Below are 19330 nucleotides of genomic sequence, written 5' to 3' on the forward strand. Positions count from 1 at the left end.
AGGTTCCTTTGTTCAATTGCGGGGCGGCCTTCGGGTCGCTCATTTTTTTTCGCCCTGTTGGACTGGAACCGTACTCAGTACTTTTCGGCTCTTCTTTTGCGGGCAGGCTTGCCGCCTGCCTCGGTATTCCCTGTGGGGAATTGGATGATCGCGCTTTCCCCGCCCGCCAGTCGGGCAAGTCCTCGCGCGAAGCGATCTTCGAATTCGTTGATGTCCACCGCCTCGACGGGCGCGTGAGCCAGATTGCCGGTGACAAGGCGCGTGACAACCGGACGAACCGGCGTCTTCGGGCGCTTGTCCGCCTCGGCCTTGCGGCCTTTTTCCATGATCTCGCCAAGCTGCATCGGCGACAGCGCCGCGTTGCTCTTCGCCACGGCCTGAAGGTTCTTGACGTGCGTCTTGCGCGCCTTCTCCTGGCGACGGGCGGCACCCGTATCGGCAAAGCCAGTCATGGCAAGGCAATCGGCGTCACAAAGGAAACGGCCTTCCGGATCGTAGATCTTGACCGGCTTATGCAGGTCGGCCGGATCGAAGCGAACGGTCAGCTTGCGACCGATCCACTCGTTAAGCACGGCGTTCCAGTAACGGTTTCCGTGCAGGTGGATTGCACCATCCGGCTTGCGGGCGGTAATGGCCACGGCCGAGAGCATCCAGAGTGAACGCTGCGCCATGCTGGCATAACGAACGATGGTGGACGGCTCCGCGATCGATGCGTCGAACGTCTGCGCAAAGCTGCGACCGTTGGCGGTTTCCGTGGTGCGGTTCAGCCGGTGATTATGCTCGTCAACGCAATGCGCGACATGGCGCTGAAGGGTTTCGAGCGGAACGGCGCTGGTGCCGTAGTTTTCCGGCTTCGCGTCCGGCCGGTTGCCGGTGTAGCAACCGGACATGGACGGATGCTTGGAAATTTCCTCGGCAAGATCGCGCCAGGCGCGTTCGATCGGCTTCGACTGACCGGAGCGCGGCTTCACGAAATGCGGCTCGATGTCGAGGGTTTTCAGGAGGCCGGCAACGTCGTCCTCATTCACCTTGAAACGGTGGCGGGTCTTTGCCCCGCCCGAAATCATCTTGCCCGCAAACGCGCGGCCGTTGTCCATATAGATGTGATAGGGCAGCATGCCTTCATGGTTCTCGATCATCGAACCGATGCAGGTCCGGACGGCCTCCCAAGTCTCGGCCTCGGCCAGCGTCCACGAAAGCACCTTGCGGGAATAGATGTCCTGAATACCGATGAGTATGATGCGCACCGGCGTTTGAGACCACGGAACCCGAACAAACAGATCGAGCTGGTGACCGTCGGTGTTGACGATCTCCATGGCGTGCAGATGCGCAACGGTACGTTTCTGCGCCGGGAAAAGCTGTTTCGCCTTGTCCTTGCCTTCGCGGGCGATGATCTGGGCGGCCTTCGGCACTTCCGCGTCGAGGCGGCGGCGCAAGGAACGCTCCGAAGGGATCGGTGACAGGTTCTGGTCACGAGCGACCATCGTCATGCGACGGTAGCAGGCGCTAAAGGATGGACGTTCCGGCCGCAGGAAGTCAGATTTCAGGATTTTCCATGCTTCCGGGTGGCAGGGGGTGACATCAGCGGCTTCACCGCTGGCGCTGCCCGAAAACGCTGGGGCGAGGGCGGCAAGCCAGTCCTGGCGGGAATGGCCTTCGACCATCTTGCGCCACTCATAGTAGGTTGCCGGCACGATATCGGCCCTGCGGGTAACGTGGGCGACGGCATGTTTCATGCTGATGCCCGAGGCCCGCAGTTCCTCAACTTCCGTCAGTACGGCGAAGCGGGTCTTGCAGATGGCCTTATGGGCATGCGAAAGGGCTTCAAACCGGTCCCAAAGCATCTTTGAGAGTTTCGTTGGGCGCGGATCGGATGGCTCCGCATTGAGAAAAGCAAGCTTCGCCTGCGCCACCGGAGGCAGGAAGGAATAATGGTACTCAAACCCGCCGCCCTGACCGGCCTTCGGGCGGGCCTTCGCGGTGGACCGCACGCCAGAGCGGTCGATAAAAAGATCGATGCCTTTGCGCGACTGCGGCATACCGGGAAGCGCTGCTGCAGCCAGCTCGGCGGATGTGAACCATTCTTTCTTCATTTGCGCACCCGACGAATGTGCACTGGCGTCGCCTGAAGAACTTTCAGTTCCTGGGCGAGCTTCTTTTGCTCCTGGCGAATGCGTGACATTTCCGCGAGGCGGGCTTCGTCGCCTTCGAGCAGCAACAGGCCGTCATCGGAAACAACGACATCCCAAAGCCAGAAGGCGTTGGTGGCGCGGACAAATGCCTTGAAGCGCGGCATGCTGATGTCGTGGGTGGTCTTGCTTTCGGCGGTGTAGCTGTCGAGAGCGGACTTCGAGACCTTGTCCAGGCCGAGATAGTAGGCCATGCGTGCCGCGATCGTGTCGCGGTCGTACTGGCATTCCCGGATGGCACGCGCCATTTCGCGTTTCAGGGTCGAACGGAAGCGGTCGATATCGAGACGTTCCGATGCAGAGCGCACCGGGAAAACTGTCTCTTTGAAAAAGTCCATCTGGTTGGGATCGCGTTTCGTGCTCATGCTGCCTCCTCGCGGATCGCAGCCATGAGGGCATCCGGCGTGTTCGACATGCCGATGTGCTCAAGGAAGCTGTCGCGGGTTTCCTCGCTCGCCTCGTCCCAGGCGGCGATCAGTTTCGTGAAGATGATGGATTGAGAAGGGGCGGGTGGCGTGGTCACCAAAGCCGGGGGCTTGGTGAAGGCCAGTACCTTTTTCACATCCGGGGTGTGCTTCAATGCGGCGGCCACAGCGATCTGGTCTTCACGAGGAAGCTTTGCCAAGGTCAAAAGCTGCGATTGATCGTTTTCCGCCGTGGTGCCGCGTACCGCCTGTCTCAGCACCGGATCGAGATTTTTCCCGATGCTGGTCACCTTTTCATAGGTGCTCTGACCGAAGCCGAAGCGCTCTTTTACGCGCTCGGAAAGCTCCCGCCCACCAGCGAAGATAACTCCGTAATCGTTACGGTGTTTCTCTGAAGGTCGCCCACCCTTCGGATTGATCTTGCCGTGTTTCTCTTCCCACAGCTCGCGGTACTTCATGACGAAGATGGCGCGATCGAGTGGGTTCAACTCGTTGCGATAGAGGTTCTCGGAGATTTCGAGCAGCTGCGCCTCAACGGCGTCAGCTTTGACGACAATCGCGTCGATCTCCGTCCAGCCGAGCAATGTTGCGGCGGTGGTGCGATAGCCGCCCGCGACCAGCGTGTAAGGTGTCCCCTTTTTCGCGGGCGTCTTGCGGATCATGATCGGGCTGATCTGCCCGTGTTCGGACATCGAGGCGGCAATGGCCTCGGCATAATCCATGTCGATCGGGCGCAGGCGCTCACCGATATGGATGCTGGATACGGCAACGCGAATGAACTCAGCCATATGCTGCGTCCTGTCCGGCTGCTTCGTGCAGCATGGTCATGAAGTTGTCTTTTGCCCGCGCGGCAATCCGCTCGTAAGCTTTGTCAAATACCGGCTCGAAGCGTCGCGCCTCGACGATGCGCACCGCCTGCATCACGGTCCAGCGGGCCACGCCGAGCAACACGACCAGGCGACGGCGCGGCACGTTGAAATCGACATGAAGCACATAGATCGCCAACTGACGGGCAAGCTTCGCATCGAACATTTCGGCAGGGGGATTGATGATATGACGAAGGGGAAGGTGATTGAAGTGAGAGCGTGTGGCGCGGTAGCTGGACGCCACCATCGCCTGCAGGCGCTCTTCATCGGAATACGGATTTACCATCGAAAACCTCGGGTTCGTCGCGCGGCGACGGTATTGCGGCAGATCGATGCCGGAGCGGTGGGGACCGGGATTTTGGCCGCCCCGGCATCTGGCGTCGCTCCATGGGGGTAACAGAGCGACGGTTCGGGAAATCAGCAGGATTTGGCGGCCTCTGACCGCGAGAGGAGGCGGCAAAGCTCGGGCTGCATGTCCATGGTGAGGCAATCGACAAGCTTGGCGTCGATATCTTCATCGCCTTCGCCAAGAAGGAGATCGACCAGCTTGTTTCCGGGTGTCATGTGGACATCGGCGTCCATGACGGTGGCGCTCGCCTCTGCAGAGAGGACTTCCTGCAGGGCTTCCTGCAGGATAGTGTCATCGAGCAGGATGGATGCAGGGGCGTAACCGGCTGCCAGCTTGGCCTGGTTGAATTCGTACGCGGCCTTTACGATGGCGCGGGCCTGCCGCAAACGTTCGGTATCGACAGCTTCAAGATCAACGACGCAGGCAACGGCGTGCGGTTGTTTGACTTCGCGTTCTTCTACTGTTTTCGGCGAAGGCGTGAAAAGAAGCACGTCGGAAGGATGCGGGCGATCGATCAGGCCGTTTTTGACGCGTTCGTGCCAGTGGGCGAAGTCGTCAAACGTTGGCCCTTCGAGATTGCGCTTTTTCACGGCGTTGCCGAAGAAATAATAGGCTTCACGGACTGACTGCCCGCGCTCGACGATGTTGTCGAAAGTGGTGATTACCAAGTCCATGATGCGCGGCGGGACACGGTCAAAGAAAGGCACGGCGACGTAGTTGCGAACTGCTGCGGTCATTGAGCTGCTCCAGAGTTTTTGAGGATGGTGAAAAAGACGGCCGAAACGCCTGCGAACGCAGGACTAAAAATCAGCAGGGTTTCGGCCCACCGGCACACGCGAGAGCGGGCCGGAATGAAAATCGGGGTGTCGAAATTGGCATGCGGTTTCGTCATTGTGGGGTGACTGCTGATCGGCGATTGTCGGGGTGTGGAGCGGTCGAGAGATTGGGACTGACAGCCGGGGCGAACGAACGCCTTGCACTCGTGCGGTAGGCTAGAGCAGCAATCCCGAACCGTTCCACGCTTCATGCTGCGGCTTGCTCCGCTTCGGCGGCACGACGGCCGTTCCGGTAATTCTCCGACGGCTGCGGGCTGAGCCTGCTGCCATCGCCGTGATAACGGGAGAACCAGAGAAGGTGCGGCCGGGTGTTCAGGGCCGCCGCGATTGCGCGTTCACCAGCAGCGTGTGGCTCGTGAACGGCATTGCCGGCTGTGCCGGTCGGCAGGCCATATTTCTTGTCGATCTCGGCAAGCGTGATTTTGGCAACGATGAGCTTGCCTTTAATACGGGCAATTTCTTCCAGCCTTCGGCGTTCGGCACGGCTTGTCTTGCCGCCGTCAGAGACACGGTGCATAAAGGATTCCTTCCAGAAGGGAGGCCCTGACCGGCCTCCTTTTTTGGGGTTATTAATTCTGCGAACACAGAAAGGTATAAGCACTTTTGTGCCTATTGCAAGCACAAAAGTGCTTATCGCGAGCGATGGGTAATACCGCTACGACCGAAATTGGCGCACGAGCTAAACTTGTGCGCGACGAAAACGGACTTTCTCAACAAGAGATGGCCGATAGGCTCGGCATGTCTTTGCGGGGATGGCAGAAAATTGAGAGGGGTGAAGGCACGCCCAACGGAGAAACCCTTCTTTCGTTCGAGAGGTTTGAGATCAATCCTGGATGGGTTTTGACGGGTATTGGCCCAAAACATCTGGGCCGCCCTCAAGAAAAAGGGTTGGTAGCCGAAACGCTGATTAAGCGTGCCGTAGAAGAAATGAAATCAGTAGCCGCGACTGCCACGGAAATGGTTCGTGAAACCTTTGAACCCGTGGCCGCGCCGACGATAAAGTTCCTTCCGCTAAAAGCATCCGCGGGCGGAGGTTCTGCAGTGCTTGATGAGTCTCGGGGTATCGATCTGGATATGGACGCCCTTGCAGCTAAAGTACTCGGCGTTCGTCGGAAGCATCTCCGGCTGCTTGAGATTAAGGGAGACAGCATGCTTCCGGCGCTGGCGAGTGGCGACTTTGCAGTCATTGACACTAGTCAACCAAATACCGGCGAGGACCCCGCTAACGGTCGAGTTTATGTCGTTTCGCTCCACGGCGATATCTTTGCAAAACGCGCATTGTGGGTTGATGCGGAGACCCTACATTGGTGCTCAGATAACAGCGACCCACATTACGCTCCTATAGTGTTGCACGGAGACGACATCAACCAGGTGAAAATTATTGGGCGGGTAATTTGGTCATGGAAACCTATCTGAGGCCTGAGTTTTTGAACTCGCTTGGTGTTGTCCTGCAAGGGTTCGGCACAATATTGGGAGCTCTCGCTGTCTGTTATGCTGGATACGTGGGGTCCAGTACGATCAACAAGTGGCGAACACAGAAATTAGAAGAGAGAAAAATCGAAGAAGCGGAAAAGATTGTCGTCGCTGCGTACAACGCGAGACGTTACCTGTCCTATCTGCGCTCACCCTATATTGCTCCCCAAGAGCTTGCCGAGGCAGAACGGCAACTCGTGACATCCGGATTTGAACTGAGCAATGATCCCTCTCAACGAAAGCGCCTGATAAGCACTCAAGTCTATTACCGTCGGCTTGAAGCCTCGCATGACAAAATAATGGATTTAGATGCTCGATTTCCCATGGCCCGAGCGCTATTTGGCGATGCCTTGGAAGGCGCATTGGAAAAATTGGGGGCACAATTCAACGTCCTAAAGGCGTTCGTTGACAGTCATGCGCAATTTAATCCAGCCACTGACGACATTGAGTTCGGGAAGAAAATCCAGTCTGCTCTGGTGAGAGGGTACCCAACCGAGGACAAAGACGAGATCGCTCGAACCGTCGATGACCAGATCAAGATCATAGAGAGCCTGTGTTTGCCAGTTCTTAGGCTAGTAGCCGGAAAATCTTGAAGGAAAGGGGATCAGCGGAGTTGCGTTCCGACAGTACCCTCTCTCCGATATGATGGGGATCGCTATAATCGTTCGGCAAATTCAAGAGAGAGGAAGATGGGCCAGTCTCGGAAACGTTTGCAGCAGATGAAGGAAAAACATCCGCGATGCGCTTTTTGCGCCGGGCAAGCTGATACAACTAGCGTCGAGCACATGCCATCTCGGATACTGTTTGATGACAAATGGAGACCGCGAGGACTAGAGTTCCCTTCCTGCCAGCCTTGCCAAGATTCAACTCGCAGAGTTGAACCCATTATGGCAATGATCACCCGCTTTTTTCCGGGTCCCAAGGATCAGAGCCATGTTGATGCGTTTCGGAAACTTACTCGTTCTGCGGAATACAATAATCCAGGCATCTTGGCCGAGATGAAAGTCGACCAAGCTTCAGTTTTACACCGCTTAGGTAGCTCTGCGTTCAACCTTCCTAATTGGAACTTTGTGAATCTCGGAGGGCCAATTGTAAGTAAAGCTATTGATGCGTTCTCGCGAAAAATGGCTATGGCTCTTCATTTCGAACTCACTGGCAACATTGTGCCAAAGAGCGCTTATCTCTTCGTGGAGCATTATAGCAATGTTGATGCCCTAACTGACGACCTCCCGGCCGATATGATGGAACATCTTGGACCGGGACGGAGCCTGCAAATGGGTGAGAAGCATGTGTATGACCAGTTCGCCTACCGAAACGCTCAGGTCGATGGGTCAAGCATAACGATCCACATGGTTTTCTACCGGCAAGCGCTTGCCACGCTTCTTATTGTTTATCCCAATGCCAGCGATCTCACCTCTGAAGACCTTGAACACACTTTTCCCTTTTTCCCGACGAGCGATCTAACCAATCTCGTTGGCGCTACGGCGAGTGAGAGCAAAGCCAACTAACGCAAAAAGCCACCTTCCAACTTCTGGAGGATGGCTTTTTCTATAACTAGCTTGATATCACTAGGTATTTTGGAATTTTTGGTAATGATGGTATGAGGTTCCAACTTCAAATTAGAAACCGGAGGCTCTCTCGACCTGTCCGGAAGAGATCAGCCTACGAGTTTAGATTTTCAAAATGGCAAGTTTTCCGGGCTTCAAGGGATATTAAAGGACCGATAAGGTGGTTTTTGAAGAGTTGTTGAGGAAGGCCTGAATTTGCTAGAATATCGCCAGTGCCATCGACAGAACGTTTCGCTGACTTGTCAAACTGGATTTTGATCGGTGGTCACTGAAGCCTTCGAAAGCCCTTGATTTGCAAAGCTTTATCGGCAGTTCCCACATATTCCCGGATATTCCCAGAGATTCCAGTAGGTGGTGACAAAGTACAGCCAAAAAAAGGGAAACCCGCTTGCCGTATCGAAACAGCCAGCGGGTCTCAACCTTTACCCCCTCCCACAAGGGCGAGCGAACAAAAGCACATCAAATGAATTATGACAAGATCAAGGCGACCATATTGTTGCGGTAGAAGACTCTGTTTGCCAGTTTAGCGGCGGATGGCAGAGAGTAACCACTTCCGTATGCCGCTCGTAAGGGGAGCGGTAAGACACGATATTATCGTTGCAGCGTAAGGGCGCGCCGGCAGCATAGACATTTGCAACGGCACGTGGATGATGGTGCACTCTGTATTTCGGGGCCGTTTCCCTTCCGTAAGTGATCATGTCGGCAGCGAAAGAGGCAGCCGGGATGGACAGGACGGCAAATACGGCAACCACACAAGTTCGTCTGAGATTTATGGACATGAGCTATCCCCTCGTGTTGACCAACGCAGGAAAACGCGATGCGCCCGGGAGCTGTTCCCTGTGCCAAATGGTATTTTCACGGGGTGACAAAAAAATGCCCGCTCGCGGCGGGCAATTCAGAGGGGAACTGAGGTTAGGAGCCTCGCGTCAAGAACGGATATCCTCGCCATAAGTTCCGCCTGATTACACGTCGCCCGATAAAAATCATGCACGCCAAGCCGACAGACCGGGAGCGGCGTCTTCATAAGCAATCGAAATAACGCAAATAACTGTGTTCTGGGAAATTTGGAGCGGGCGAAGGGATTTGAACCCTCGACCCCAACCTTGGCAAGGTTGTGCTCTACCCCTGAGCTACACCCGCTCAAATCCATCGGTCCGGGGTAGTGCGCTGAACCGTGGGCCACCGCAATGCGGCGACGGGCGCTATATCGCTCAATCGATTTTGGAATGCAACAGGGAAATGACAAAAACGCGAAAATTTCTTTGAGAAATGCGACAAGCGGCGGAAATGATTGGGAATTTTCGCGCCGTCGCTTTTTCACGCGTTGCCAAGCCGCGGTTGCCCCCTTAATCATGACGGAGAGGATATCGGAATCGGCAAAGGCAGGCGGCAGGATATGGCGGAAAATTCTCCGAAGACGGCAGCGGACTTGTTCGCGTTTCTGGACGGGCTCGGCATCGAGCATAAGACAAAACAGCATGAGCCGGTCTACACCGTTGCTGAATCCCAGTCGTTGCGTGATCTAATCCCGGGCGGCCACACGAAGAACCTTTTTGTGAAGGACAAGAAGGATCAATATTTCGTTCTGACCGTTGAGGAGAACGCGGTCGTCGATCTGAAAAGCGTTCACAAGACGATTGGCGCGGCAAGCCGCGTATCCTTCGGCAGGCCGGAAAAAATGCTTGAATATCTGGGTGTCGTGCCGGGATCTGTCACGGTTTTCGGCGCCATCAACGACACGGGTGGGCAGGTCACCTTCGTACTCGACAGCGATCTTCTGGAAAACGAGCTTATCAACGGTCACCCGCTTTCCAACGACCAGACGACGACGATAGGAAACAAAGACCTCATTCGCTTCCTGGAGGCGACCGGCCACACGCCGCTTGTCTTGAAAGTCAGCGAGTGAGATACGATCTTTGCTTCAACCAAGACAATACGACAGAGATTACGGGAGACCGGCATGAGCGGCACGAACAATCCTTACGGCAGTTCCTATGGCGGGCAGATGTCCGGCAACGCGCAATATAGCGGGGAGCTGAACGGCGCGTCTTCCGGTCACATCAAGGACACCACAACAGCGGCCTTCTCCAAGGATGTTCTCGAGGAATCGCGCCACCAGCCGGTTCTGGTGGATTTCTGGGCACCGTGGTGCGGCCCGTGCAAGCAGCTGACGCCGGTTCTCGAAAAGGCAGTAAACGAGGCGAATGGCCGCGTGAAGCTTGTGAAACTGAATATCGACGATCACCCGTCTATTCCGGGACAACTCGGCATCCAGTCCATTCCCGCTATCGTCGCTTTCCTGGATGGCAGGCCGGTGGATGGCTTCATGGGCGCGGTACCGGAAAGCCAGATCAAGCAGTTCATCGACAAGATCGCCGGACCTGATGCGGGTGATCCGAAGGCTGAGATCGAAGCGGTTTTGGCAGAGGCAAAGCAGCTTCTGGCGGATGGCGATCATAATGGCGCGGCACAATTGTTCGGCGCGGTTATGCAGGCCGATCCCGAAAACGCCGCCGCAATCGCTGGTATTGCCGAATGCATGATTGCCGTTGGACAATATGAACGGGCAAGCGAACTCCTCTCGTCCCTGCCGGCGGAAGTGGCCGCAGATGCTGGCATTCAGCTCGTCTCGAAAAAGATCGCGCAATATGAAGAAGCCCGCAAGATTGGCGACCCGGTGGTGCTGGAACGTGATCTCGCGCTCGATCCCGATAATTACGAGGCTCGTGTGAAGCTTGCCAAGGTCCTCAACGCTCAAGGGCGGCGGGATGAGGCAGCGGATCATCTGCTCTATGTCATGCGCAAGGACAGAACCTTTGATGATGACGGCGCGCGCCGCCAGCTTCTGGAGTTTTTCGAGGCCTGGGGCTTCAAGGATCCGGCAAGTGTGGCCGGGCGCCGGAAGCTTTCGTCGATCTTGTTTTCGTAATGCGGGCATATCCCGGCCATGGCGGTTGATCCGCCGGCCGGGCAGCGGTGAACAGGGGGCTTGATCCCATGCATGTCGGAAATGCGAGATATGTGAAGAACAATGATTTGCCGGAAACTGTGCCGGTATTTCCATTGTCGGGCGCGTTGCTTTTGCCGGAAGGCCACCTGCCGCTCAATGTCTTCGAGCCTAGATACCTCGCCATGATTGATATGGCACTGGCCGGCCACCGGGTCATCGGCATGGTGCAGCCGGCCCTTCACGTCATTGAGGGGGGGCATGATGGTGGTCCTTTGAGCGCTGTCGGATGTCTTGGTCGCATCACTTCCTTTTCGGAGACCGGGGATGGGCGTTATGTCATTTCGCTCACTGGCATCTGCCGCTTCCGCCTGCTGGAAGAGGTGGATGTGGGCAAACCCTATCGCAGTTTCCGGCACGCGCCCTTCATCGCCGATCTTTCCGGCGAGTATGATGAGGACGCTGTGGACCGCGAAAATCTGCTGCGGGTATTCCGTGCGTTTCTGGATGCGAACCAGCTGGAAGCCGATTGGGAAAGCGTGGAGCGCGCAGGCAATCGTGTCCTCGTCAATTCGCTTTCCATGATGTCTCCCTTTGGTCCTGCCGAAAAGCAGGCGCTGCTGGAAGCGCCTGACCTGAGGACGCGGGCCGAAACATTGATCGCCATCACCGAGATCGTTCTTGCCCAGGGCTCGGGCGAGGCCGGTACTGTGCTGCAGTAGGATCGCCGCCATGGACGACAGGATGAGCAATGCCGATCCCAAGCTGCTTGAGCTGCTGGTCTGCCCCTTGACGAAGGGACGTCTTTCCTACGATCGCGCCCGCAACGAGCTTGTGTCCGAAAGCGCAGGGCTCGCCTACCCGATCCGCGACGGGGTGCCGATCATGCTGATTTCCGAAGCGCGCAAATTAGAAGACTAGCGTTAGCCCTGCCTGCCGCTCTCTCCACAGTGTCACGTCGCAAATTGACGATGATGCGTTGACAACCGTGCGTGGATTTGACCAGAGTCCCGCCCGACATGTCTGTTGCGGGGAGAAAACTGATGTCGTTGCGCGCGCTCGTCCGGATCTCGTTGATTGCGGTCTCAACCGCCATTACTTTTATTCCAGCTGTGGCGGCGGAACCTTCCCGCAAGGTGGTTACCACCAAAAATGGCGATTATTTCGGGTTCGATCTCAGAACCGAGCAGAATGTCTCGCTTGAGCAGTGCGGCGAGATTTGCGTCGGCGATACCGCCTGCAAGGCGTTCACCTACAATCCCAAGGTGCAATGGTGTTTCCTTAAATCGGATTTCAATCAGCTCAATGCCTTCCCCGGTGCCGTCGCCGGCAAGATCGTGCAGGTTGTCGCTGAAGCCGATATCGGTGCACCGCAGCGTCTTTCTTTCGTGACTGATAGCCTGCAGCAGGAAGCGCGTCGGCTGAAATCGGGCCTTGCGGCAAGCGCGGAGCAGCAGAGCCAGGGACTGGAGAACCTGCTGCAAACGGCAAGGCAGCAGGCGGCAGCCGACGCGATCGAAACCTACAAGGCGGCTCTTGCGATTTCGCCCGATGACGGTGCTCTCTGGGCCGAATTTTCGCAAAGGGCGGCGCAGGTTACCGACAATTACGCGATTGCGGGCCAGGCCGCTTCCGCTGCCATCAATGCCTATCAGTTGAGCCGCACGGTCAGTGCCCGCACCGAGGCGTTGAACCGGCTGGCCCAGGCTTTCGAAAAGACCCAGAATTATCGTGCGGCGCTTAATGCCTATAAGGAGAGCCTCACACTTTCCGATAATGCGCAGACGAAGGCGGCCTATGCCGATCTGCGCACGCGCCAGGGATTCCGCGTCATCAACAATACGATTGATACGGATAGTGTCAGCCCGCGCGCATGCGTGCAGTTTTCCGAACCGCTGGTGAAGAACGGTGTCGATTATTCCTCTTTCGTCACATTGGATGGTGCTGCACCCAAGGCGATCGAGGCGAAGGGCAGTGAGATTTGCGTCGAGGGGCTGACCCATGGTCAGCGTTACAAGATTGCGTTCCGCGCCGGCCTGCCGTCCTCGGTGGAAGAACCGCTGGAAAAGCAGGTCGATCTCGATATCTACGTGCGTGACCGTGCAGCGAGCGTCCGCTTCACCGGCGAGAACTTCGTGCTGCCGGGCACGGCGCGGCGCGGCATTCCCATCGTTTCGGTCAATGCCGAAAAGGCCGATCTGAAGCTTTACCGTATTGGCGACCGTAACATCACGTCGGTCTTGGCAAACTCGCAGTTTTTGACGCAGATGGACGGTTACAACGCCGACCGTATTGAAAACGAGATCGGCGAGCTGGTCTGGCAAGGTTCGATAGACATTCAGCCGGACCTCAACAAGGACGTAGTGACGAGCTTTCCGGTGGACGAAGCCTTGCCGGAGCGGAAGCCCGGCATCTATGTGCTGACCGCCGTACCGCCCGGCACCGCACCGGAGACATGGGATTCGCGCGCCACGCAGTGGTTCCTCGTTTCCGATACGGGCATCACCACCTATGCCGGCACCGATGGCCTGAACGTATTCGTGCGCTCGCTCGGCAGCGCCGCACCGCTTGGCGGGGTGGACTTGCAATTGCTCGCCAAGAACAACGAAGTGCTCGGCACGGCAAAGACGGATGCAGACGGCAGGGCAGTATTTTCGGCAGGCCTGATGCGTGGCACAGCGGCGCAGGCGCCAGCCATCCTCACAGCGCGCAACGGCGACAAGGACTACGTCTTTCTGGACATGACGCGCGCCGGTTTCGATCTTTCCGACCGTGGTGTGACTGGCCGCGCGGCCCCCGGCGCCATCGACGTGTTCAGCTGGACAGAGCGCGGCATCTACCGCGCCGGCGAGACCGTGCACGCGGCAGCGCTGGCCCGTGATGTTGACGGCAAGGCGATCGAGGATCTGCCGCTGACCTTCATCTTCTCGCGTCCTGATGGCGTCGAGGACCGGCGTTTCGTGAGTGACGGCAAGGCGCTCGGCGGCCATGCGGTCGATCTGCCCTTGCAGGCGAATGCCATGCGCGGCACCTGGACGCTGCGCATTCATACTGATCCGAAAACGGCTGCGATCAGCGAAAAGAGCTTTCTGGTCGATGATTTCGTGCCTGATCGCACCGAGTTTGATCTTTCCAGCAAGGTGAAACAGATCGAGCCGGGCGCGGAAACGCCAATCGACGTCGATGGCCGTTATCTCTACGGCGCGCCCGCAGCCGGCCTGACGCTGGAAGGTGAGGTCGCCGTCAAGCCGACCCGCACGAGTACCGACTTCGAGGGTTATTTCTTCGGTCTGGCCGATGAGGAAAGTGAAGAAGAAAATCGCACCGCGCTTGCCGATCTGCCGGCGCTGGACGAAGAAGGCAAGGCAAGCTTCAATGTCGATCTGACGGATTTGCCTTCCACCACGCAGCTGCTTTCCGCCAACATCATCGTTCGGATGCGCGAGGCCGGTGGCCGCGCCGTCGAACGATCTCTGACGCTGCCGGTGAAGGCGCAAGCACCTGTCATCGGCATCAAACCGCAGTTTTCGGGTGATCTCGCCCAGAATTCCGTTGGCCGTTTCCACATTATCGGCGTGACAGCTGATGGCGCGAAACAGGCGATGAGTGGCCTCAACTGGAAGCTCATCAAGGTAGAGCGAAACTATCAATGGTATCGTCAGGGTAACTCCTGGCGGTACGAACCGGTGGAATATACCAAACAGACCGAAACCGGCACGGTTTCCGTCGATGCCAATGGCGGTGAGATTTCCGTGCCTGTCACCTGGGGCCGCTACAGGCTGGAAGTGGAAGGTGCCGGCAATGGCGCACCGGTTTCGAGCGTCGAATTCGATGCTGGTTTCTACGTCGAGGCAAGCTCGACAGAGACGCCGGATGCGCTGGAAATCGCGCTGGACAAACAAAACTACAAGATCGGCGATACCGCAAAACTCAAGGTATCGTCGCGTTTTGCCGGTCAGCTGATGGTCACGTCAGGTTCGGAAAAGCTGATTTCCGTGCAGAATGCTGAGATCGGTGCGGATGGCGGCGAGATCGACATTCCCGTTACCGAGGAATGGGGCGCGGGGGCGTATGTGACGGCCACGCTGTTCCGTCCGGGCGATGCGCAGGAAAGCCGCATGCCGATGCGCGCCATAGGCATCAAGTGGCTTGCCGTCGATCCCGCCGAGCGCAAGCTTGCGGTAACGCTAGGCGCGCCGCAGAAGACGCTGCCGCGTCAGCCGCTTGAAATTCCGATCAGTGTCGCCGGCGCGGGCGTGGGCGAAAAGGCCTATGTCATCGTCGCGGCTGTGGATGTCGGCATATTGAACCTCACCCGCTATGAACCGCCGCAGCCGGATGAATGGTATTTCGGTCAGCGACGGCTCGGGCTGGAAATCCGCGACCTCTATGGCCGCCTGATCGACGGTTCGCTTGGCGCCACCGGTCGCCTGAGAACGGGCGGTGATGGCGGGGGCGCAGCACTGCAGGGCAGCCCGCCCACCGAAAAGCTCGTGGCCTTCTTCTCGGGACCTGTCGAACTTGACGCAGACGGCAAGGCGACGGTGAGCTTCGATATTCCTCAGTTCAACGGCACGGCCCGCATCATGGCTGTCGCCTGGACGAAGACGGGCGTGGGACATGCGGTCTCCGACGCCGTCATTCGAGACCCCGTGGTAGTGACTGCCAGTGCACCGAAATTCCTCGCGCCCGGCGATGTCTCGCAATTGCGGCTCGATATCGCCAATACCGATGGCGAGGCCGGCGACTACCGGCTGGATGTCACCAGCAACACGGCACTTACGGTCGATCAGGGTGAGATGTCGCAGACCCTGGCACTGCAAAAGGGCGGCAAGTCGTCGCTGACCGTGCCGTTGACAGGCGAACAGCCGGGCAATGGCGCAATCACCATTAAGGTCTCCAACGCCGCCGGTCTTTCGCTGGAGCAGGTATTGAATGTTCCCGTGCGTCCAGCCGTTCTGCCGGTCACGACGCGGCGTGAAATCAAGATCGCGCCCAATAGCAGCCTGACGATCAATGGCGACCTTCTGGCCGATAGCATGCTTCTCGGTTCGTCCGTCGCCGTCAACGTCACACGCTCGCCAGCCTTCGATATTCCGGCGCTGGTGATGATGCTCGACAAATATCCTTACGGCTGCGCCGAGCAGACGACGAGCCGCGCGTTGCCGCTGCTTTATCTCTCGGAAATGACCAAGGATAGCGGCATTGCCGAGGACCCGGATACCCGCCGCCGCGTGCAGGAGGCGATCTACCGGGTGCTGTCCTTCCAGTCGAGTTCCGGCAGTTTCGGCCTCTGGTCTCCCGGTTACGGAGATCTGTGGCTGGATGCCTATATCAGCGACTTCCTGACCCGTGCGCGCGAGCAGGGTTACGATGTTCCCGAACAGGCGATGGTGCAGGCTTTGAGCAACCTGCAAAACGGTCTTTCCTACGATAGCAACGTCAAGGATCGCGGCAACGAGATCGCCTATTCGCTTTACGTTCTGGCGCGCAACCGCAAGGCGGCGATCAACGATCTCAGATATTATGCGGATACGGCGCTTGCCGATTTCCCCACACCGCTTGCCAAGGCGCAGGTTGCCGCAGCCCTTTCGCTTTATGGAGATCAGGCACGCGCGAAGACTGTGTTCGGTGCCTCGCTCGATATGGCGAGCCGTGCCACCAAGGTTAGCTTCGCAAGGGCGGATTACGGTTCCGCCCTGCGTGATGGCGCAGCGACGCTGGCGCTTGCGGCGGAAAGCCGTCCGGTTCCTGCCGTCGTGCCGCAACTTGCAGGTGCCGTGGCGAAGGAATGGGAAAAGAAACCCTATACCAGCACCCAGGAACAGGCATGGATGCTGCTTGCCGCCCGCGCCGTCAAAGGTGAGGACAAGGATATCCGTCTTGATGTGAACGGCGATTTGCAGACCGGCGGTTTCGGCAAGCGGATGACCGGCGACGAATTGCTGGCGGCACCCTTGAAGATCGCCAACGCGTCGGCTGATCCGGTCACGGCGGTGGTCACCACGGTCGCGCCCCCGGCACAACCGCTTGCCGCCGGTGGCGAGGGCTTCACCATTACCCGTACCTATTATTCCATGGATGGCGAGGAGGTGAACGCGAGCGAGGTGGTGCAGAACGAGCGTTACGTGGCGGTGCTGAATGTCACGCCTAAAAATGACTGGCAAGCACGCATTCTCGTGACTGACCTTCTGCCTTCCGGTTTCGAGATCGACAATCCGAGCCTCGTCAATTCTGCCGCCCTTTCGAATTTCGACTGGTTGCCGGAAACCGAAGCTGCGCATACCGAATTCCGCTACGACCGGTTCGTTGCGGCCTTCAACCGCACGGCTGGCGACAGCTCGGAAATCACGCTGGCCTATGTGGTCCGGGCCGTCACCCCGGGCACTTATGATCATCCGGCCGCCTCGGTCGAGGATATGTACCGGCCGCAATTTTCCGCCCGCACGGCAACGGGCCGCATGGAGGTGCGTTCGGCAACCCCATGAGGCGAAAAAAGGCGATCATCGTCGGCATCGTGTCGGCCGCTCTGTTTGTAGGCGGTGCGGCCTTCGGTCTCGATGCGCTGGACAAGGCCTATCCGCCACCGCTGGAGGCTGCGCAGCAGCGGTCCTTCGAGGTGCTGGATAGAGACGGGCGGTTGCTGCGCGCATTTGCGACACCTGATGGCCGCTGGAGGCTGAAAACCAGCGCTGCAGAAGTCGATCCGCAGTTCCTGCGCATGCTGATCGCTTACGAGGACCAGCGTTTTTACGACCATCACGGCATTGACCCTTGGGCGCTGCTGCGCTCCGCCTGGCAATTGGCAAGCAACGGCCGGATCGTCTCCGGCGCCTCGACGCTTTCCATGCAGGTGGCGCGGCTGATCGAACCGCGCACCGACCGGTCGTTTTCGGCGAAATTTCTGCAGGGATTGCGAGCGCTCCAGATCGAAAGACGGCTCGACAAGGCGGAAATCCTCGATCTTTATCTGAATATCGCGCCTTATGGCGGCAATCTTGAGGGTGTTCGTGCCGCAAGCCTCGCCTGGTTTGGCAAGGAGCCCGCCCGGCTCGACACGGCGGAGGCGGCTCTTCTGGTGGCGCTGCCGCAATTGCCGGAGAAACGCCGACCGGACCGCTTTCCGGATGCGGCAAGGCAGGCGCGGGAGAGGGTTTTGCAGCGCCTTGCCGTAGAACGCGTGGTGGGTGAAGGGGAAGCAGAGCGGGCGACCCTTGCAGCCGTTCCCGCCAACCGGCGTGATCTGCCGGCCTATGCACCGCATATGGCGGCTGCCGCACGCGTGAAGTTTGCCAATGCCACCGAGGCGCACTCGACGCTCAGATTGCCGATCCAGCGGGAACTGGAAGCCGTTGCCCGCCATGCAGCGGAAAAACTGACAGAAAAGGTCTCCGTCGCCATCGTCATGGCCGACGCGCAGACCGGTGATATTCTGGCTGAAGTTGGTTCCGCTGATTATCTCGATACTGCAAGGCGCGGTTTCGTGGAGATGAGCCGCGCCGTGCGCTCGCCGGGCTCCACCCTCAAGCCGTTCATCTATGGCCTTGCCTTTGAAAATGGTCTCATCGGGCAGGAAACCATCATCGAGGATCGCCCGGCGGATTTTTCCGGTTACCGCCCGCGAAATTTCGATATGCATTATCAGGGTGATGTCAGCATCAGGCAGGCACTGCAACTGTCGCTCAATGTGCCCGCCGTAAAGCTTCTGGATGCTGTCAGCCCGTCTGCGCTGATGGTGCGTTTTCGCCGCGCGGGCGTGAAGCTCGTGCTTCCCACCACCGAGCCTCCTGGGCTTGCCATTGCGCTGGGAGGTGCTGGTATTTCGCTGGTTGATCTGGTGCAGCTTTATGCGGGCCTTGCCGGCGGCGGCGACTCTGTGCGGCTGGGGGACGGTGTGCGCTCCGCGCCGCAACCGCTTGCCGGAGATCGGCTGTTTGCCGACGCTGCGATCTGGAACGTCTCCGACATCCTGTCCGGTGTGCTGCCGCCACTCGGCATGAAGCAGCGCGGCATCGCCTACAAGACCGGCACCAGCTACGGTTACCGTGATGCCTGGTCGGTAGGTTATGACGGGCGGCATGTCATCGGCGTGTGGGTCGGTCGTGCCGATAACGGCGCCGTCCCGGGCATTGCCGGTTATGCGACGGCAGCCCCGATCCTCTTCGAGGCTTTCGAGAAATCCGGCGTAGCGATCACGCCAATGCCTGCTGCACCCTCTGGCGTCGCGCGGGTGGCCGTGAGCGACCTTCCCGCCAACCAGCGGCGTTTCACATTGACCGCAAGCGGCCTGCTTTCGGCCTCAAGGCGCGAAAGCGCGCCGCGCATCGTCTATCCACCGGAAGGGGCTAGGGTGGAGCTCTCTAGCCAGTCAGGCATTTCGCCGCTAGTGCTGAAGCTGCAAGGCGGCCGCGCGCCCTTCCGCTGGCTCGCCAACGGCAGGCCGCTCCCGGATTCTTCGCTCCGCCGCAACAGCGAATGGCGACCGGAAGGGCAGGGGTTTTCAACGCTGACCGTGATCGACGCCGATGGCCGCGCTTCGAGCGTGCGCGTTTTCATCGAGTGAGTTTTTTACGGCTTGCGCACCACGCGGCTGAACGCCGCGTCGCAGGCAGCTTCTTGCCCGCGTCATAGAAGTTCATTTGCAGAGACCTGATGCAACGTGGAAGGAGGAACGGCG

The 19330-nt window shown here is 58.4% G+C and carries 15 protein-coding genes and 1 tRNA gene; 9 read left to right on the forward strand and 7 right to left on the reverse strand.

Annotation, left to right across the window (positions count from 1 at the left end):
- Positions 1-74: 74 nt before the first annotated feature.
- The 6 genes from GH784_RS01340 to GH784_RS01365 form a co-directional block, all read right to left on the reverse strand.
- Positions 75-2093 (reverse strand): transposase domain-containing protein, encoded by a 2019-nt coding sequence (locus GH784_RS01340; RefSeq protein WP_153793176.1) that lies wholly within the window; start codon positions 2091-2093, stop codon positions 75-77.
- Positions 2090-2554 (reverse strand): hypothetical protein, encoded by a 465-nt coding sequence (locus tag GH784_RS01345; protein ID WP_112285854.1) that lies wholly within the window; start codon positions 2552-2554, stop codon positions 2090-2092. The genes GH784_RS01340 and GH784_RS01345 overlap by 4 nt, the downstream gene beginning before the upstream one ends.
- Complete coding sequence (locus tag GH784_RS01350; protein WP_112291953.1) at positions 2551-3402, reverse strand: ParB/RepB/Spo0J family partition protein; 852 nt, start codon at positions 3400-3402, stop codon at positions 2551-2553. Before GH784_RS01350 ends, GH784_RS01345 begins: the two co-directional genes overlap by 4 nt.
- Complete coding sequence (locus tag GH784_RS01355; RefSeq protein ID WP_112191594.1) at positions 3395-3766, reverse strand: hypothetical protein; 372 nt, start codon at positions 3764-3766, stop codon at positions 3395-3397. The genes GH784_RS01350 and GH784_RS01355 overlap by 8 nt, the downstream gene beginning before the upstream one ends.
- A gap of 131 nt (positions 3767-3897) precedes the next feature.
- On the reverse strand, positions 3898-4566 hold the full coding sequence (locus GH784_RS01360) for a hypothetical protein (RefSeq protein ID WP_112285852.1): 669 nt from the start codon (positions 4564-4566) through the stop codon (positions 3898-3900).
- A gap of 286 nt (positions 4567-4852) precedes the next feature.
- Positions 4853-5182 (reverse strand): helix-turn-helix domain-containing protein, encoded by a 330-nt coding sequence (locus GH784_RS01365; protein WP_153793177.1) that lies wholly within the window; start codon positions 5180-5182, stop codon positions 4853-4855.
- Positions 5183-5307: 125 nt separating this feature from the next.
- On the opposite strand from GH784_RS01365, the gene GH784_RS01370 reads away from it, so the two are divergent.
- The 3 genes from GH784_RS01370 (at position 5308) to GH784_RS01380 (ending at position 7646) form a co-directional block, all read left to right on the forward strand.
- Positions 5308-6081: an XRE family transcriptional regulator gene (locus GH784_RS01370; RefSeq protein WP_153793178.1), complete on the forward strand. Its 774-nt coding sequence runs from the start codon at positions 5308-5310 to the stop codon at positions 6079-6081.
- Complete coding sequence (locus GH784_RS01375) at positions 6066-6731, forward strand: hypothetical protein (protein WP_153793179.1); 666 nt, start codon at positions 6066-6068, stop codon at positions 6729-6731. Before GH784_RS01370 ends, GH784_RS01375 begins: the two co-directional genes overlap by 16 nt.
- A gap of 294 nt (positions 6732-7025) precedes the next feature.
- Positions 7026-7646 (forward strand): hypothetical protein, encoded by a 621-nt coding sequence (locus GH784_RS01380; RefSeq protein ID WP_153793180.1) that lies wholly within the window; start codon positions 7026-7028, stop codon positions 7644-7646.
- 1125 nt (positions 7647-8771) lie between these two features.
- Here the strand turns inward: GH784_RS01380 and GH784_RS01385 are convergent.
- A tRNA-Gly gene (locus GH784_RS01385) sits at positions 8772-8846 on the reverse strand.
- 256 nt (positions 8847-9102) lie between these two features.
- On the opposite strand from GH784_RS01385, the gene GH784_RS01390 reads away from it, so the two are divergent.
- The 6 genes from GH784_RS01390 (at position 9103) to pbpC (ending at position 19216) form a co-directional block, all read left to right on the forward strand.
- Positions 9103-9612, forward strand: a complete 510-nt coding sequence (locus tag GH784_RS01390; protein ID WP_013761810.1) for a prolyl-tRNA synthetase associated domain-containing protein — start codon at positions 9103-9105, stop codon at positions 9610-9612.
- Between the two features lie 54 nt (positions 9613-9666).
- Positions 9667-10635 (forward strand): thioredoxin, encoded by a 969-nt coding sequence (gene trxA, locus GH784_RS01395; RefSeq protein ID WP_065704430.1) that lies wholly within the window; start codon positions 9667-9669, stop codon positions 10633-10635.
- Positions 10636-10703: 68 nt separating this feature from the next.
- Positions 10704-11375 (forward strand): LON peptidase substrate-binding domain-containing protein, encoded by a 672-nt coding sequence (locus GH784_RS01400; RefSeq protein ID WP_003511372.1) that lies wholly within the window; start codon positions 10704-10706, stop codon positions 11373-11375.
- A 10-nt stretch (positions 11376-11385) separates the two neighbouring features.
- The gene (locus tag GH784_RS01405) at positions 11386-11574 is read left to right on the forward strand and encodes a Trm112 family protein (protein ID WP_003511371.1); all 189 of its coding nucleotides are present in this window, start codon (positions 11386-11388) and stop codon (positions 11572-11574) included.
- A 122-nt stretch (positions 11575-11696) separates the two neighbouring features.
- Entirely contained in the window at positions 11697-17141 is a 5445-nt protein-coding gene (locus tag GH784_RS01410) for an alpha-2-macroglobulin family protein (RefSeq protein WP_065704429.1), read from the forward strand.
- Positions 17138-19216 carry a penicillin-binding protein 1C gene (pbpC, locus tag GH784_RS01415; protein ID WP_065704426.1) on the forward strand — a complete coding sequence of 693 codons (2079 nt, stop codon included), beginning with the start codon at positions 17138-17140 and terminating at the stop codon, positions 19214-19216. Before GH784_RS01410 ends, pbpC begins: the two co-directional genes overlap by 4 nt.
- The last annotated feature ends 114 nt before the right edge of the window (positions 19217-19330 follow it).

Origin of the sequence: Agrobacterium tumefaciens (genome assembly GCF_009649785.1) — a bacterium.
In the GTDB taxonomy this organism is placed as follows: domain Bacteria; phylum Pseudomonadota; class Alphaproteobacteria; order Rhizobiales; family Rhizobiaceae; genus Agrobacterium; species Agrobacterium tumefaciens.